Here is a 15,033-nt window from a genome sequence, read left to right on the forward strand (position 1 = left end):
ATGTCCACCGATCGCCTCATCCGGGTCGAGATCGACGATTCCGCCCTGCCCCCGGCCACCCCCGAGATGGAGCAGGAGCGCCGCGTCGCCATCTTCGACTTGCTCGAGGACAACAGCCTGACCTTGCCCGGCCGCGCCGGCCACGACGCGCCATCCGGCCCCTATGCGCTGCAACTGGCGGTGCGCGACCGGCGGCTGGTGTTCGACCTCAGCTCGGAACTGGGCGAGCGGGTGGCCGAGTTCCACCTGTCGATGGGACCGTTCCGGCAGGTGGTCAAGGACTACTTCCAGATCTGCCAAAGCTATTTCGACGCGGTGAAGCGCCTGCCCCCCGCCCAGATCGAGGCGATCGACATGGCGCGGCGCGGCATCCACAACGAGGGCGCAAGGACGCTGCAGGAACGGCTGGAAGGCAAGGCCGAGATCGACATCGACACCTCGCGCCGGCTTTTCACCCTGATCTGCGCGCTGGTGTCGGACTGACCTCGATGCTGCCCGGCAAGGGGATTCCGGCCGGCTTTCCCGGGTCGGTGCTGTTCTGCTGCGATCACAACGCCATCCGCTCGCCCATGGCCGAGGGGCTGATGAAGAAGCTTTACGGGCGCAGCGCCTATGTGCAGTCGGCGGGCGTGCACAGCGACATGGAAATCGACGGCTTCACCATCGCCGTCTCTCACGAGCTGGGCATCGAGCTGTCGCGCCACCGCGCCCGCAGCTTCGACGAGATGCGCGACTGGGGCGACGACCTGGGCCAGTTCGACCTGGTGGTGGCGCTGTCACCGGCCAGCAAGCATCAGGCGCTGGAGCTGACCCGGCATTACCACCTGGAGGTGGAATACTGGCCGATCATGGACCCGGCCGGGCTGACCGAGGTGCGGGCGGAAAAGCTGGCGCTCTACCGGCAGTCGCGCAACCAGATCCTGCGCCGGATGCTCGACCGCTTCGGCCCGCCGACCGAGCCCGACGGCATCGAGACCGTGCGCCGCGCCCTGCCGCAGGACCAGCTTCCCCACCCCTGACGCGTCGGGCGGCGCCCGATCCTCGGTGCGTCCGATCTTCTGTCCGGAAGTATGCTGGGGGCTTGCGAGCGCCCGGAAAACAGTCCGGTGGATTGTTTTCAGCAAGCAAGGCCACGGCAGTGGCCGCAGGCCGGGTGGCAAAGCCCCCTCTTTACCCCGCCCAGCCCAGGAAATTGCGCAGGATCCGCAGCCCCAGCGCCCCGGATTTCTCGGGGTGGAACTGCAACCCCACGATATTGTCGCGCGCCACCACTGCCGTGACCGGCCCGCCGTGATCGACCGAGGCCACCAGATCCTGCGCCCGCGCGACGTTGAACTGCCAGCTGTGGACGAAATAGGCGTGTGCGCCCTGCGCCACCCCGGCCAGCACCGGGTGCGGCCGGTGAACCCGCAGCTCGTTCCAGCCCATATGCGGCACCTTCAGCGCCGGATCGGCGGGGGCGATGCGCTCGACCCGGCCATGGATCCAGCCGAAGCCGGGGGTGGGTCGGTATTCCAGCCCCTCGTCGGCCAGCATCTGCATCCCCACGCAGATGCCCAGGAACGGCACGCCGCGGCGGATCACCGCGTCCTCCAACGCCTCGGCCATCCCCGGAACCGCGTCGAAGGCCGCGCGGCAGGCGGGAAACGCCCCGTCCCCCGGCAGCACGATGCGGTCGGCGCCCGCGACCTCGGCAGGGTCGGCGGTCACCGCGACGCTGGCGTCCCAGTCACGCCCGGCCAGCGCCACCGCCTTGGCCGCCGAATGCAGGTTGCCGCTGCCATAATCGATCAGCGCCACCCGCATCGGCTAGAGCGCCCCCTTGGTCGATGGCAACGCGTCGCCGATGCGTGGGTCGGGCTCGACCGCCTCGCGCAGTGCCCGCGCCACCGCCTTGAAGGCCGCCTCGGCAATGTGATGGGCGTTGAAGCCGTGGATCAGGTCGACATGCAGGGTGATGCCGCCATGGGTGGACAGCGCCTGGAAGAACTCGCGCACCAGTTCGGTGTCGAAGCTGCCGATCTTCTGCGCGGGGAACGGCACGTTCCAGACCAGGAACGGCCGCCCGGACAGGTCCAGCACCGCGCGGACCTGCGCGTCGTCCATCGCCAGGTGGAAGCTGCCATAGCGACGGATGCCTCGCTTGTCCCCCAGCGCCCGGGCCAGCGCCTGCCCCAGCGCGATGCCGCAATCCTCGACCGTGTGGTGGTCGTCGATATGCAGGTCGCCGGTGGCTTTCAGCTCGATGTCGATCAGCGAGTGCCGGGCCAGCTGGTCGACCATGTGGTCGAAGAACCCGACCCCGGTCTGGCTGTCCGAACGGCCCGAGCCGTCCAGGTCCACCGCCGCCTGAATGTCGGTCTCGGCAGTCTGGCGCGCGACCCGGGCGCGGCGGGCGGAAAGGGTGGCGGTGTCGGACATGGGCGCCTCATTCGCTGGGAACGGCCCCGCTTAGCGCGAATGGCGGCGCGGGCGCAACGGCGCGGGTGTGGGTGGGGCTCTGCCCCGGGGCCTTTGGCCCCTCCCCGGGATATTTGGGACCGCCCGAATCCTCAGGCCAGCCACAGCCCGGCGCGTTTCAGGCGCTTGCGCAGCGCGCGTTCCGGGGCGCGCGGTGGATGGGCGGCGCCGAGGGGGCGGATGAGGCGGCGCCCCTCGCCGCCGGCAAGCAGGCGTTCAGCCGGTTCCCAGCCGGCCAGCAGAGGGGCGATTTCCGGCTGGGCGGCGATGGATTCAAAGGTCGCCAGCGCGGGTTCGGGCGCCAGCGCATAAAGCAGCGGCAGGTTGCGCCAGTGCCAGGTGATCTCGCCGTCGAGCCCGGCCAGTTCCGGCCCCGGGCGGCCGCCGCCGAGGCTGTGGATCACCAGCGGCAGCACCACCTGATCCAGCCACGGGTCCAGCGATTGGCAGGCGAGCGCCTCGCCCGGGTCGTCGCGCACCGCCACCGCCCAATCGTGGAAGCGGCGGTGGAACTCGGCCGGGTCGGCGCCGAAGAACCAGCCGGCGTTGAAATAGAGAAAGCGTTCCCAGTGATCCTGGGGCTGCGACAGGTCCAGCGAGCCGTCCATGCCGAGGCCGAAGCGATCGTAGAGCGAGCGCCAGATCGAATCGTAATCGTGATGGTAAGGCGGCGGCTCGGGCCAGGTCCCCTCGCGCCGCATCGAGGCCGAGGGGCGGGCGAAATCGAACGCCACCGCGTCCAGATCGCCGGTGACCAGCGTGTCGCTGTCCAGAAACAGGAACGGGCGCGAGGGGTCGAGCAGCGCCAGCGCCTCGATCTTGTTGCCGTGCGGGTAGCTGCGGCCAAAGCTGCGGGCGTGCAACGGCCGGATCTCGGCCCCCAACGCGGCCAGCGCCGCGCGCGCGGGGGGCGAGATGCGCGGGTCGGTGCCGTCCCAAGCGCCGCCGGGCTGGGGTTCCGCCACGATCAGCCGGCCGCGGAAACCTGGCGCATTGAGCCGCAGGCTGGCGGCAAGCATCGCCGCCTCGCGGTCGATGCCGCCGCCCTGCGCGACGATCAGGATGTCGAATTCGGGGGGGCGGACGGGATCATGCGCGGATCTGCGCGCCTGCCGCTCGGCCAAGCGCTGCGCCTTGCGGACCGCGCGTTCCGCCTGGCCTCGGGTCGGAGGGAGGATTTGCAGCGCGTCGCTCATCGGCCGTCCTGCGCTTGTGCGGCGAACACCATCGATCTTGCGAGAGAGGATGGTGGGCGACCCTGGAATCGAACCAGGCATGGGTCTCCCCGGCGGAGTTACAGTCCGCTGCCGCACCTTGCAGCACGTCGCCCGACGTCCGGGGTGATTATCCTCGTGCAATCGCAGGGTCAAGCGCTTTCCCGCGCCGCCGCCCGCGCCCCCCTTGCGCCCCGCGCCGCCCCGGCGCAATCAGGCAGGCGACAGGAGAGCCGATGACCGTCCCGCCCAAAAAGACCCGCAAGCCCGCATGGGTGATCGACAAGGAACGCGCGCGCCGTGCGAGCGCGGCCGAAACCGTGTGGCTGTTCGGCCTGCATGCGGTCCGCGACGCGCTGGCCAACCCGGCCCGCAGCCGGTTGCGGCTGGTGGTGACGAAAAACGCCGCCGACCGGCTGGGGGACGCCATCGCGGCCTCGGGGATGGAGCCCGAGATCGTCGATGCCCGCGTCTTTGACCGCGAGGTGCCGCTGGCGCCGGAATCCGTCCATCAGGGGGCCGCGGTCGAGGTCAGACCGCTGGACTGGGGCCGGCTGGCCGACGTCGCCGCCACGGGCGGTGAAGGCTCGCGGCCGCTGATCGTGGCGCTGGACCGGGTGACCGATCCGCATAACGTCGGCGCAATCCTGCGCTCGGCCGAGGTGTTCGGCGCCCGCGCGGTCATCGCCACCGCCCGCCACGCCGCGCCGGAAACCGGGGCGCTGGCCAAGACCGCCTCGGGGGCGCTGGAACGCCAGCCCTATCTGCGGGTGGTGAACCTGGCCGATGCGCTGATCGGGCTGAAGGCGATGGGCTATGTGGTGCTGGGGCTCGACGGCGCGGGCGACGCCACCCTGCCCGAGGCGCTGGCGGAACTGCCCGGCCGCGCCATCTGCCTGGTGCTGGGCGCCGAGGGGCCGGGGCTGCGCGAGCGCACGCGCGAGACCTGCGACCGGGTGGTGCGGATCCCGTTTGCGGCGGATTTCGGATCGCTGAACGTCTCGAACGCGGCGGCGGTGGCGCTCTATGCGGCGACCCGGGCGTGAAACGGCTGGATGCGCTGTGGCATCGTCGCTGCACGCGCGGTCACTTTGGGGCGATCTGCGCCGCCGGCCGTTGCACGAAAGCGGTGGTGATGCGAGACAGGACGGCATGATGTCCGCTGCCCCCTTTCAGCCCCATGCCGCGATGATTCGACAGGTTTCTTTTGCCGGTCTTTCGGCCGCCCGCCCGGCCCGCAGTTTCCGGGCCCGCCCGGCGGCGGGGCGGCAGGCGCTGGCGGCGCTGGCGCTGTGGGGGCTGCTGTCGGGGCCGGCGCTGGCGCAGGCTCTGGGCGGGATGGATCCGGTCAGCCTGCGCGACGCGGGCCGCCCGGTGGGGGGAGACGCCGCGATCTCGACCCACTGGAAGGGGCACGAGTGGCGGTTTTCCAACGACGCCAACCGCGCCGCGTTCGAGGCCAACCCCGGCGCCTATGCCCCGGGTTTCGGCGGCAACTGCCCGGTCGCGCTGGCCGATGGCCAGCGTCACCCGGGCGAGCCGCAGTATTTCGTGGTGCTGAACGGCACCGTCTATCTGGCCGGCTCGGCTTCCGCGCGCGAACGGCTGCGCCGCGAGCCCGCGATCCTCGACCTGGCTGCCCGCGCGTGGAAGAAACAGTCGCGGTGACGGGCGGGTGCGAGGGCGGAATGGGCGGGGCCGGAAATATTCTCACATTCCCGTGTTCGTACATGGAACTTTGCGACAGTGATGCACATTTACATCATGAGCAGGACCACGGAACGGTCTTGTTCAGATCACTGTCCCTCGTTCCGCGACTTGCGCCCGGTCCCTGACCGGGCGCTTTTTTCTGCCTGAACCGCCAACGAGGAGACCAGCATGACCCAGCCCGATATTGCCCGCATCGCCGCGGAAACCCGCAGCATCGCCGTGGTGGGACTGTCGCCCAAGCCCGACCGCCCCAGCCACGAGGTCGCGCATTACCTGCAGAAGCTGGGCTATCGAATCATCCCCATCAACCCCGGTCACGCCGGCGAGAGCATCCTGGGCGAGACCACCTATGCCGCGCTTTCCGACATCCCCGCGGGGACCGAGGTTGACATGGTGGATATCTTCCGCCGCTCCGAATCGGTGCCCGAGGTGGTGGACGAGGCGCTGGCCGCGCTGCCGGGGCTGAAAACCATCTGGATGCAGATGGGGGTGATGCACGAGGGCGCGGCGGAAAAGGCCCGCGCCGCCGGCAAGACCGTGGTGCAGAACCGCTGCCCCAAGGTCGAGTTTCCCCGCGTCGGCGCCACCGGCCCGGCCCGCTGAGCCTGCCGCAGCAGTCCCACAACTGCGGCAAAAGGATGAAAACGGGGGCGGAAATGCATCCGCCCCTCTTTTCAAGCGCGGCGGGCGGGGTATAGTCGCGCCCATGACGCGGATCATGCACCATGCCACGACGCTTGCCGCCGGCGACCAGCCGGGCGCGCGCGCTGTCGTGAATCTCCGCGGTCTGCTGCTTCTTACGCTGCGCTGAGCGGGTCCGCCGGGCCGCCGCTCAGTTTGGCACAGCGCCCGGCCATTCCCAGAAGCGACAGTATTCAAGAGACGCGACATGACCCCTGCCAGCGCAACCGCCGCCACCACCCAAGCCCGCGATTCCGACCGGGTGCTGATCTTCGACACCACCCTGCGCGACGGGGAACAATCCCCCGGCGCCACCATGTCCCATGCCGAAAAGCTGGAAATCGCCCAGATGCTGGACGAGATGGGCGTGGACGTGATCGAGGCCGGGTTCCCCATCGCATCCGAGGGCGACTTTGCCGCCGTGTCCGAGATCGCCAAACAGGCGCAGAGCGCGGTGATCTGCGGCCTTGCCCGCGCCCAGATCCCCGACATCGACCGCTGCTGGGAGGCGGTGAAACACGCCCGCCGCCCGCGCATCCACACCTTTATCGGCACCTCGCCGCTGCACCGGGCGATCCCGAATCTGGACATGGACCAGATGGCGGACCGCATCCACCAGACCGTGACCCACGCCCGCAACCTGTGCGACAACGTGCAGTGGTCGGCGATGGACGCGACCCGGACGGAACATGATTATCTGTGCCGCGTGGTGGAAATCGCCATCAAGGCCGGGGCCTCGACCATCAACATCCCCGACACCGTGGGCTATACCGCACCCCGCGAATCGGCCGCGCTGATCCGGATGCTGATCGAGCGGGTGCCGGGCGCCGACAAGGTGGTGTTTTCCACGCACTGCCACAACGATCTGGGCATGGCGACGGCCAACAGCCTTGCCGCGGTCGAGGCGGGCGCCCGCCAGATCGAATGCACCATCAACGGGCTGGGCGAGCGCGCCGGCAACGCCGCGCTGGAAGAGGTGGTGATGGCGCTGAAGGTGCGCCACGACATCATGCCGTGGACCACCGGCATCGACACCCGCAAGATCATGGGGATTTCCCGCCGGGTCAGCCAAGTTTCCGGTTTCCCGGTGCAGTTCAACAAGGCCATCGTCGGCAAGAACGCCTTTCTGCACGAATCGGGCATCCATCAGGACGGCGTGCTGAAGAACGTCGAGACCTTTGAGATCATGCGCCCCGCCGACATCGGCCTGAACGAGGCCAATATCGCCATGGGCAAGCATTCGGGCCGCGCCGCGCTGCGCGCCAAGCTGGGCGATCTGGGGTATGAGCTGGGGGACAACCAGCTCAAGGATATCTTCGTTCGGTTCAAGGAACTGGCCGACCGGAAAAAGGAAATCTACGACGACGATCTGGTCGCGCTGATGCAGGACAGCGCCGCCAACACCGACAGCGACTATCTGCAGGTGAAAAAGCTGCGCGTGGTCTGCGGCGGGGGCGAACCCGCGATGGCCACGCTGACCATGGTGGTGGGCGACGCCGAACAGACCGAGACGCGGCAGGGCGACGGCCCGGTGGACGCGACCTTCAACGCGGTCGATGCGATGTTCCCGCATCACGCCACGCTGCAGCTCTATCAGGTCCATGCCGTGACCGAAGGCACCGACGCGCAGGCCACCGTCAGCGTGCGGATGGAAGAGGACGGGCGCATCGCCACCGGGCAGGCGTCCGACGTGGACACGATCCTTGCCAGCGCCAAGGCCTATGTCGGGGCACTGAACCGGCTGAAGGTGCGCCGCGAACGCACCGCGCCGGACACCGACACCAAGGCGATCAGCATGTACACGGTCTAGGGACCGGAAAGGGGCGCCCGCGGTGGCGCCCCTTTTTTTCCTGCCGCCCATCGGCGAAAGATCGCCCGTCCGCGGGCCTGCCCCCCGTGCCGCGGCCGCAGAATCGGCTTTTCCCCAAGGGGTGCCGGGCCTATATGGGGGCGCAGCCGCAATCGGCCCGGCCGGCAGGGCTGCCGGGCATAATCACAAGCGGTGTCGGGCAGGCACGGAAGGGATCTGACATGGCATTCTTCGGTCTTTTCTCGACCGATATCGCGATCGACCTGGGCACCGCGAACACGCTGATCTACGTCAAGGGCAAGGGCGTGATCCTGAACGAGCCCTCGGTCGTGGCCTATCACGTCAAGGACGGCAAGAAACAGGTGCTGGCCGTGGGCGAGGACGCCAAGCTGATGCTGGGCCGCACCCCCGGCTCGATCGAGGCGATCCGCCCGATGCGCGAAGGGGTCATCGCCGATTTCGACAGCGCCGAGGTGATGATCAAGCACTTCATGAAGAAAGTGTTCAAGCGCACCTCGTTTTCCAAGCCGAAGGTCATCGTCTGCGTGCCGCATGGCGCCACCCCGGTGGAAATGCGCGCGATCCGGCAATCGGTGCTGTCGGCGGGCGCCCGCAAGGCCGGGCTGATCGCCGAACCCATCGCCGCCGCCATCGGCGCGGGGATGCCGATCACCGAGCCGACCGGCAGCATGGTCGTCGACATCGGCGGCGGCACCACCGAGGTCGCGGTGCTGTCGCTGGGCGACGTGGTCTATGCCCGCAGCGTCCGCGTCGGCGGCGACCGCATGGACGAGGCCATCGTCAACTATCTGCGCCGCCACCATAACCTGCTGATCGGCGACCAGACGGCGGAACGGGTCAAGACCTCGATCGGCACCGCGCGGATGCCCGACGACGGCCGCGGCGCCACCATGCAGGTGCGCGGCCGCGACCTGCTGAACGGGGTCCCGAAAGAGGTCGAGATCACCCAGGCCATGGTCGCCGAGGCGCTGGCCGAGCCGGTGCAGCAGATCTGCGAGGCGGTGATGATCGCGCTGGAGGCGACGCCCCCGGACCTGGCCGCCGACATCGTGGACCGCGGCGTGATGCTGTCGGGCGGCGGCGCCATGCTGGGCGAGATGGACCTGGCGCTGCGCGAGCAGACCGGGCTGATGATCAGCCTGGCCGACCAGCCCATGAACTGCGTGGCCCTGGGCACCGGCAAGGCGCTGGAATACGAAAAACAGCTGCGCCACGTCATCGACTACGACAGCTGAGGCGGCCTGAATGGCGCGCCGCAGCTACGACTATGCGACTCCGGTCCGGCGGGTGCTGGTGGCGCTGCTGGTGCTGTCGCTGCTGGCGGTGTTCGTGTTCTGGCGCATCGACAGCCCGCGGGCGGAACGGATGCGCGCGGCCTTTGTCGACCGTTTCGTGCCCTCGCTGGACTGGGCGATGGCGCCGGTGACCGCGGCCAGCCGGATGATTTCCGGGTTTCAGTCCTATCAGCGGCTTTACGCCCAGAACCAGGAGCTGCGCCGCGAATTGCAGCGGATGAGCGCCTGGAAAGAGGCCGCGGTGCAGCTGGAACAGGAAAACGCCAAGCTGCTGGCGCAGAACAACGTCCGGCTGGACCCGGCGCTGACCAGCGTCTCGGGGGTGGTGCTGACCGACAGCGGCACCGCGTTCCGCCAGTCGGTGCTGCTGAACCGCGGCGCGCGCGACGGGATCCTGGACGGCTGGGCCACCATGGACGGGCTGGGGCTGGTCGGGCGCATCTCGGGCGTGGGCGAGACCACCAGCCGGGTGATGCTGCTGACCGATCCGTCGTCGCGGCTGCCAGTGACGATCCAGCCCTCGGGGCAGAAGGCGCTGCTGACCGGCGACAACACCGCCCTGCCCTATCTGGATTTCATGGAAAGCCCGGAAAACGTGCGGCCCGGCGACCGTGTGATCACATCCGGCGACGGCGGGCTGTTCCCGCCGGGGCTGCTGGTCGGGCAGGCGGTGCAGACCTCGGACCGCCGGATGCGGGTGCGGCTGGCGGCCGATTACGGGCGGCTCGAGTTCCTGCGCGTGCTGCGCAGCCACCCGGCCGAACAGATCGCCGACAGCGGGCTGCTGATCCGCCCGCCGCCGCCGGGCTTCATCGGCCCGGTGCTGCCATCGCAACCCGCCGATCCGGCCGCCAGCGCGCAGGCGGAGTGAGCGGTGCTGTCCCCCGCCCGCCAGCGCCAGCTTGCCGGCCAGTCGCTGTATGTGGCACTGGCGCTGGCGCTGATCGTCGCGGCGCTGCTGCCCCTGGCGCCGGGGCGGATCGGGGTGCCCGGCCCCGACCTGCTGACCGCGATGACGCTGGCCTGGGTGGTGCGCCGCCCGGCGCAGGTGCCGGCACCGACCATCGGCGCGGTGGCGCTGCTGGCCGATATCCTGCTGTTTCGCCCGCCGGGGCTGGGCGCCGCGATCACCGTGGTCGCGGCCGAGACCCTGCGCCGCAGCGCCCATCGCGGCCGCACACAGGGCTTCATCGTCGAGTGGCTGCGCGCGGCGGCGCTGATGGCGCTGATGGTGCTGGCCGAGCGGACGCTGCGCACGCTGTTCCTGATCCCGCCGACACTGGCGCCGCTGCCGCCGCTGGGGCAGGATATCCTGCGCCTGATCGCCACCGTCGGCGCCTATCCGCTGGTGGTGGCGGTGCTGCATCCGCTGGGGCTGCGCCGCCCCTCGCCCCTGGAACTGAACTGGCCAGAACGCTGAAACCCGCACGCTGAAACCCGAACGGCAACTCCGACGCGATGAAGAAATCCGCCCGCGACATCACCGACAGCAACCGCGCGATCAACCGTCGCGCGCTGATGCTGGGTGCCATTCAGGCGGCGGTGGTGGCGACGCTGGGCTGGCGGCTCAAGACCATGCAGCTGGACCGCGCCGACGAGTTCCGCATGCTCTCGGACGGCAACTCGATCAAGCTGCGGCTGCTGCCGCCGGCGCGCGGGCTGATCCACGACCGCAACGGCGTGCTGCTGGCGGGGAACGAGGCGAACTATCGCGCCACCATCACCCGCGAAGAGGCCGGCGACCCGGAACTGGTGCTGGCCCGCCTGCGCCAGCTGATCCCGATGACCGACACCGCCGTCGAGGCGGTGCTGGCCGAGATCGGCAAGCGCAGCGCCATCACCCCGGTGGTGGTGGCCGACCGGCTGAGCTGGGAACAATTCGCCTCGATTGCGGTGAACGCGCCGGCGCTGCCCGGCGTCACCCCCGAATCGGGCCTGTCGCGCAGCTATCCGCGCCGCGGCGATTTCGCCCATGTGCTGGGCTATGTCGGCCCGGTCTCGGACTATGACCTGTCGCGGATCGAGGACCCCGACCCGGTGCTGATGCTGCCCGAGTTCCAGCTGGGCAAGCTGGGGGTCGAGGCGCGGCTGGAAGAACGGCTGCGCGGCAAGGCCGGCACCCGCCGGGTCGAGGTCAACAGCGCCGGGCGCGAGATGCGCGAGCTCGAGCGGGTCGAGGGCCAGCAGGGCGACACCGTGCAGATCACTATCGACGCGGCATTGCAGAATTTTGCCGTGCAGCGGCTGGGCGAGGAAAGCGCCGCCGCCGTGGTGATCGACGTGCAGAACGGCGATATCCTGGCCAGCGCCTCGGCCCCGACCTTCGATCCGAACCTGTTCGTGCGGGGGATTTCCGGGCCGGATTACCGCGCGCTGATGGAACACGACCACCGGCCGCTGGCCGACAAGACCGTGCAGGGGGTGTATCCGCCCGGCTCGACCTTCAAGATGGTGCCGCTGCTGGCCGGGCTCGATTCCGGGCTGATCGACGCCGGCACGCGGTTCTACTGTCCCGGCCACATCACCGTCGCCGGCCGCCGCTTCCACTGCTGGAGCCGGGGCGGCCACGGCTCGGTGACCGCGGTGGCCAGTCTCGAGCGGTCCTGCGACGTGTATTATTATGAGCTGGCGCAGAAGATCGGCGCCGACCGCATGGCCGAGATGGCCCGCCGGCTGGGCATCGGCGTGCGCCACGACCTGCCGATGTCGGCGATCGCCGAGGGCATCGCCCCCGACCGCGCCTGGAAACGCGCCCGCCACGACCAGGAATGGCAGGTGGGCGACAGCATCAACGCCTCGATCGGGCAGGGCTACGTGCTGGCCTCGCCCCTGCAGCTGGCAGTGATGACCGCGCGGGTGGCCACCGGGCGCGAGATCGCGCCGCGGCTGGTGCGGGCGGTGAACGGCGTGGCGGTGCCAGAGACGGCGTTCCCCGAGCTGGGCCTGAACGAGGCGCATCTGCGCATCGCCCGCGCCGGGATGGATGCGGTGATGAACGGCAATCACGGCACCGCCCTGCGCTCGCGCATCCTGACGCCGGAATGGCGCATGGCGGGCAAGACCGGCACCAGCCAGGTGCGCAACATCACCGCGGCGGAACGCGCCCGCGGGGTGATCAGCAACGACCAGCTGCCGTGGAATCGCCGCGACCATGCGCTGTTCGTCTGCTACGCGCCGGTGGACGCGCCGCGCTATGCGGTGTCGGTGGTGGTCGAGCATGGCGGCGGCGGCGGCTCGGTGGCCGCCCCCATCGGCCGCGACATCCTGCTATTCGCGCTGGCCGGCGGGCTGCCGCCGCTGGATGCCTATCCGCCGGGGCAGCGCGACGGCATCGAGGAGATGCGGGCGCGGATGAACCTGACCCCGCCCCCCGCCCCGCAGGCCACCGGGCGAGCGCGGGCATGAGGGCGGCGGGCGGCGGCATCCGGGCAGGTGCGGAACGGGCAGGACGATGAGCGGCTATCTCGACTATAAATCCGAACAGACCCCGACCGGCTGGCGCAAGATCCTGTATCTCAGCTGGCCGCTGGTGTTCCTGCTGGTCGCGGTCGCGGCGACCGGCTTCCTGATGCTGTATTCCATCGCCGGCGGCCGGGCCGAGATCTGGGCCGAGCCGCAGATGGAGCGGTTCGCCGTCGGCATGGTGGCGATGATCGCGCTGGCCTTCGTGCCGGTGTGGTTCTGGCGCTCGATTTCCGTGGCGGCCTATGTGGTCTGCGTGCTGCTGCTGGTGGCGGTGGACGTGTTCGGCCACCACGCCATGGGGGCGCAGCGCTGGCTGGACGTGGGGCCGGTCAAGCTGCAGCCCTCGGAAATCACCAAGATCGCGCTGGTGCTGGTGCTGGCCGCCTATTACGACTGGCTGGACCTGAACCGGGTGTCGCGGCCGCTGTGGGTGCTGATCCCGGTGCTGCTGATCCTGATCCCGACCGGGCTGGTGCTGGCGCAGCCCGACCTGGGCACCTCGGTCATGCTGGTGGCGGGCGGCGGGCTGATGATGTTCGCGGCAGGCGTCAGCCTGTGGTATTTCGCGGCGGTGATCGGCGGCGTGGCCGGGCTGGTGTTCGCGGTGCTGAAAAGCCGCGGCACCGACTGGCAGCTGATCCACGACTATCAGTACCGGCGCATCGACACCTTTCTGGACCCCGGCAGCGACCCGCTGGGCGCGGGCTACAACATCACCCAGGCGCAGATCGCCCTGGGCTCGGGCGGCTGGTCGGGGCGCGGCTTCATGCAGGGCACGCAAAGCCGGCTGAACTTCCTGCCCGAGAAGCACACCGACTTCATCTTCACCTCGCTGGCCGAAGAGTTCGGCTTTGTCGGCTCGATCACGCTGCTGTCGCTTTACACGCTGATCCTGGCGTTCTGCCTGTATTCGGCGTTGACCAACCGCGACCGTTTCGCCAGCTTGCTGACGCTGGGCATCGCGGGGACGTTCTTCCTGTATTTCGCGGTGAACATGGGGATGGTGATGGGGCTGATGCCGGTGGTGGGCGCACCGCTGCCGCTGGTCAGCTATGGGGGGACGCAGCTGATGATCCTGCTGATGGCGTTCGGCATCGTGCAATCCGCGCATGTGAACAGGCCGCGCTGATGCGGGTGTTCTTTGCCGCGCCTGCCGCCCTGTGGGACCGCTGGGCCCCCGCCCTGCGCGCCGCCTGCCCCGAGATGGAGCTGTGCCGCGACGGCGACCCGGCCAATTTCGACGCGGTGATCTATGCGCCCGGCTATCCCGCCGCGGGGCGCGAGATGGATTTCAGCCCCTTTACCCGCGCCCGGCTGGTGCAGAGCCTGTGGGCCGGGGTCGAGCGGATCGTCGGCAACCCAACGCTGACCCAGCCGCTGTGCCGGATGGTCGATCCGGGGCTGGCGCAGGGGATGGCGGAATGGTGCCTGGGCTGGACCATGCGCTTTCACCTGGGGATGGACCGCTATCCGCAGGACGGGATCTGGCGCAACTCGGTGGTGCCGCCGCTGGCCTGCGCGCGCAAGGTGACCATCCTGGGCATGGGCGAGCTGGGCCGGGCCGTGGCCGCGATGCTGCGCGGCGTGGGCTTCGACGTGACCGGCTGGTCGGCCTCGGGCAAGCCGGTGCCGGGGGTGCGGGTGCTGGGCGCCGCGGCGCTGCCCGAGGCGTTGGCCCGGGCCGAGGTGCTGATCTCGCTGCTGCCCGACACGCCGCAGACCCGGGGGCTGCTGGACGCGCGGCGGCTGGCGCTGCTGCCGCGCGGGGCGGTGCTGCTGAACCCGGGCCGCGGCACGGTGCTGGACGACGACGCGCTGCTGGCCGAGCTGAACAGCAACCGCCTGGGCCACGCGGTGCTGGACGTGTTCCGCACCGAACCGCTGCCGCCCGCGCACCCGTTCTGGCGCCACCAGCGCGTGACCGTGACCCCGCATATCGCCGCCGAGACCCGCCCCGCCTCAGCTGCCCCCATCGCCGCGGAAAACCTGCGCCGCGCCATGGACGGCCGGCCGCTGCTGCATCTGGTGGATCGCGCGCGGGGGTATTGAGAGAGGCGGCGGCGCTACCCAAGGCGGCGGGGCGCTGCTGCTGACCCCCGGCCGCAGGGTGCTGGACGACGACGCGCTGCTGGCCGAGCTGAACAACAACCGCTTGGGCCACGGCCGCTGCTGCATCTGCTCAACCGCGCGAGGGGACTGAGAGAGGCGTTGCAGAGGGCGCTACCTTGCGCTGCGGGCCGCTGCGGCAGCCTTGTACGCCGAAAACAGTCACCGAACCATCCAGCCGTTCTCTGATCCGCCTCCTGTTCCGGGTGCTCACTAGCCCCGGAATATTCGAGCAAGGAAGAAGCGGGCAGGATTGCCCTGGCGGGTCCTG

General features: G+C 69.8%; 15 protein-coding genes and 1 tRNA gene. 12 read left to right on the forward strand and 4 right to left on the reverse strand.

What is annotated here, in order from left to right; all coding sequences use genetic code 11:
- Entirely contained in the window at positions 1-483 is a 483-nt protein-coding gene (locus RSP45_RS06725; protein WP_415393729.1) for a UPF0262 family protein, read from the forward strand.
- Between the two features lie 5 nt (positions 484-488).
- The gene (locus RSP45_RS06730; protein WP_415393730.1) at positions 489-1,019 is read left to right on the forward strand and encodes a low molecular weight phosphatase family protein; all 531 of its coding nucleotides are present in this window, start codon (positions 489-491) and stop codon (positions 1,017-1,019) included.
- Positions 1,020-1,170: 151 nt separating this feature from the next.
- Here RSP45_RS06730 and hisH read toward each other — a convergent pair whose 3' ends face one another.
- From hisH to RSP45_RS06750, 4 genes are all read right to left on the reverse strand, one after another.
- Positions 1,171-1,806 carry an imidazole glycerol phosphate synthase subunit HisH gene (gene hisH, locus RSP45_RS06735; RefSeq protein ID WP_415393731.1) on the reverse strand — a complete coding sequence of 212 codons (636 nt, stop codon included), beginning with the start codon at positions 1,804-1,806 and terminating at the stop codon, positions 1,171-1,173.
- A gap of 3 nt (positions 1,807-1,809) precedes the next feature.
- Positions 1,810-2,421 (reverse strand): imidazoleglycerol-phosphate dehydratase HisB, encoded by a 612-nt coding sequence (hisB, locus tag RSP45_RS06740; protein WP_415393732.1) that lies wholly within the window; start codon positions 2,419-2,421, stop codon positions 1,810-1,812.
- A gap of 131 nt (positions 2,422-2,552) precedes the next feature.
- Positions 2,553-3,656 carry a hypothetical protein gene (locus RSP45_RS06745; protein WP_415393733.1) on the reverse strand — a complete coding sequence of 368 codons (1,104 nt, stop codon included), beginning with the start codon at positions 3,654-3,656 and terminating at the stop codon, positions 2,553-2,555.
- A gap of 50 nt (positions 3,657-3,706) precedes the next feature.
- Positions 3,707-3,790, reverse strand: a tRNA-Tyr gene (locus tag RSP45_RS06750).
- Positions 3,791-3,910: 120 nt separating this feature from the next.
- On the opposite strand from RSP45_RS06750, the gene rlmB reads away from it, so the two are divergent.
- The 10 genes from rlmB to RSP45_RS06800 all read left to right on the forward strand — a co-directional run bounded on the left by rlmB (position 3,911) and on the right by RSP45_RS06800 (position 14,705).
- Positions 3,911-4,720: a 23S rRNA (guanosine(2251)-2'-O)-methyltransferase RlmB gene (gene rlmB, locus RSP45_RS06755; protein ID WP_415393734.1), complete on the forward strand. Its 810-nt coding sequence runs from the start codon at positions 3,911-3,913 to the stop codon at positions 4,718-4,720.
- Positions 4,721-4,862: 142 nt separating this feature from the next.
- Complete coding sequence (locus RSP45_RS06760; protein ID WP_415393735.1) at positions 4,863-5,342, forward strand: YHS domain-containing (seleno)protein; 480 nt, start codon at positions 4,863-4,865, stop codon at positions 5,340-5,342.
- A gap of 210 nt (positions 5,343-5,552) precedes the next feature.
- On the forward strand, positions 5,553-5,987 hold the full coding sequence (locus RSP45_RS06765; protein ID WP_415393736.1) for a CoA-binding protein: 435 nt from the start codon (positions 5,553-5,555) through the stop codon (positions 5,985-5,987).
- 286 nt (positions 5,988-6,273) lie between these two features.
- On the forward strand, positions 6,274-7,875 hold the full coding sequence (locus RSP45_RS06770; protein WP_415393737.1) for a 2-isopropylmalate synthase: 1,602 nt from the start codon (positions 6,274-6,276) through the stop codon (positions 7,873-7,875).
- A 221-nt stretch (positions 7,876-8,096) separates the two neighbouring features.
- Positions 8,097-9,131, forward strand: coding sequence for a rod shape-determining protein (locus tag RSP45_RS06775; RefSeq protein ID WP_073060635.1), 1,035 nt, complete (start codon positions 8,097-8,099; stop codon positions 9,129-9,131).
- A gap of 10 nt (positions 9,132-9,141) precedes the next feature.
- Positions 9,142-10,062 (forward strand): rod shape-determining protein MreC, encoded by a 921-nt coding sequence (mreC, locus tag RSP45_RS06780; protein WP_415393738.1) that lies wholly within the window; start codon positions 9,142-9,144, stop codon positions 10,060-10,062.
- A gap of 3 nt (positions 10,063-10,065) precedes the next feature.
- Positions 10,066-10,611 (forward strand): hypothetical protein, encoded by a 546-nt coding sequence (locus RSP45_RS06785; RefSeq protein ID WP_073060640.1) that lies wholly within the window; start codon positions 10,066-10,068, stop codon positions 10,609-10,611.
- 38 nt (positions 10,612-10,649) lie between these two features.
- Positions 10,650-12,596, forward strand: a complete 1,947-nt coding sequence (mrdA, locus tag RSP45_RS06790; protein WP_415393739.1) for a penicillin-binding protein 2 — start codon at positions 10,650-10,652, stop codon at positions 12,594-12,596.
- 46 nt (positions 12,597-12,642) lie between these two features.
- The gene (rodA, locus tag RSP45_RS06795) at positions 12,643-13,785 is read left to right on the forward strand and encodes a rod shape-determining protein RodA (protein ID WP_303730982.1); all 1,143 of its coding nucleotides are present in this window, start codon (positions 12,643-12,645) and stop codon (positions 13,783-13,785) included.
- The gene (locus tag RSP45_RS06800; protein WP_415393740.1) at positions 13,785-14,705 is read left to right on the forward strand and encodes a 2-hydroxyacid dehydrogenase; all 921 of its coding nucleotides are present in this window, start codon (positions 13,785-13,787) and stop codon (positions 14,703-14,705) included. Before rodA ends, RSP45_RS06800 begins: the two co-directional genes overlap by 1 nt.
- Positions 14,706-15,033: the final 328 nt, after the last annotated feature.

Source organism: Paracoccus sp. SJTW-4 (assembly GCF_047716885.1).
In the GTDB taxonomy this organism is placed as follows: Bacteria; Pseudomonadota; Alphaproteobacteria; order Rhodobacterales; family Rhodobacteraceae; genus Paracoccus; species Paracoccus solventivorans.

What these genes read in the sequence shown, in the direction of transcription:
- RSP45_RS06725 (WP_415393729.1), top strand. Translation starts at nt 1, where the DNA reads ATGTCCACCGATCGCCTCATCCGGGTCGAGATCGACGATTCCGCCCTG.
- RSP45_RS06745 (WP_415393733.1), bottom strand. Translation starts at nt 3,656, where the DNA reads ATGAGCGACGCGCTGCAAATCCTCCCTCCGACCCGAGGCCAGGCGGAA.
- RSP45_RS06760 (WP_415393735.1), top strand. Translation starts at nt 4,863, where the DNA reads ATGATTCGACAGGTTTCTTTTGCCGGTCTTTCGGCCGCCCGCCCGGCC.
- rlmB (WP_415393734.1), top strand. Translation starts at nt 3,911, where the DNA reads ATGACCGTCCCGCCCAAAAAGACCCGCAAGCCCGCATGGGTGATCGAC.
- RSP45_RS06775 (WP_073060635.1), top strand. Translation starts at nt 8,097, where the DNA reads ATGGCATTCTTCGGTCTTTTCTCGACCGATATCGCGATCGACCTGGGC.
- RSP45_RS06765 (WP_415393736.1), top strand. Translation starts at nt 5,553, where the DNA reads ATGACCCAGCCCGATATTGCCCGCATCGCCGCGGAAACCCGCAGCATC.
- rodA (WP_303730982.1), top strand. Translation starts at nt 12,643, where the DNA reads ATGAGCGGCTATCTCGACTATAAATCCGAACAGACCCCGACCGGCTGG.
- hisH (WP_415393731.1), bottom strand. Translation starts at nt 1,806, where the DNA reads ATGCGGGTGGCGCTGATCGATTATGGCAGCGGCAACCTGCATTCGGCG.
- RSP45_RS06800 (WP_415393740.1), top strand. Translation starts at nt 13,785, where the DNA reads ATGCGGGTGTTCTTTGCCGCGCCTGCCGCCCTGTGGGACCGCTGGGCC.
- mreC (WP_415393738.1), top strand. Translation starts at nt 9,142, where the DNA reads ATGGCGCGCCGCAGCTACGACTATGCGACTCCGGTCCGGCGGGTGCTG.
- RSP45_RS06730 (WP_415393730.1), top strand. Translation starts at nt 489, where the DNA reads ATGCTGCCCGGCAAGGGGATTCCGGCCGGCTTTCCCGGGTCGGTGCTG.
- mrdA (WP_415393739.1), top strand. Translation starts at nt 10,650, where the DNA reads ATGAAGAAATCCGCCCGCGACATCACCGACAGCAACCGCGCGATCAAC.
- hisB (WP_415393732.1), bottom strand. Translation starts at nt 2,421, where the DNA reads ATGTCCGACACCGCCACCCTTTCCGCCCGCCGCGCCCGGGTCGCGCGC.
- RSP45_RS06770 (WP_415393737.1), top strand. Translation starts at nt 6,274, where the DNA reads ATGACCCCTGCCAGCGCAACCGCCGCCACCACCCAAGCCCGCGATTCC.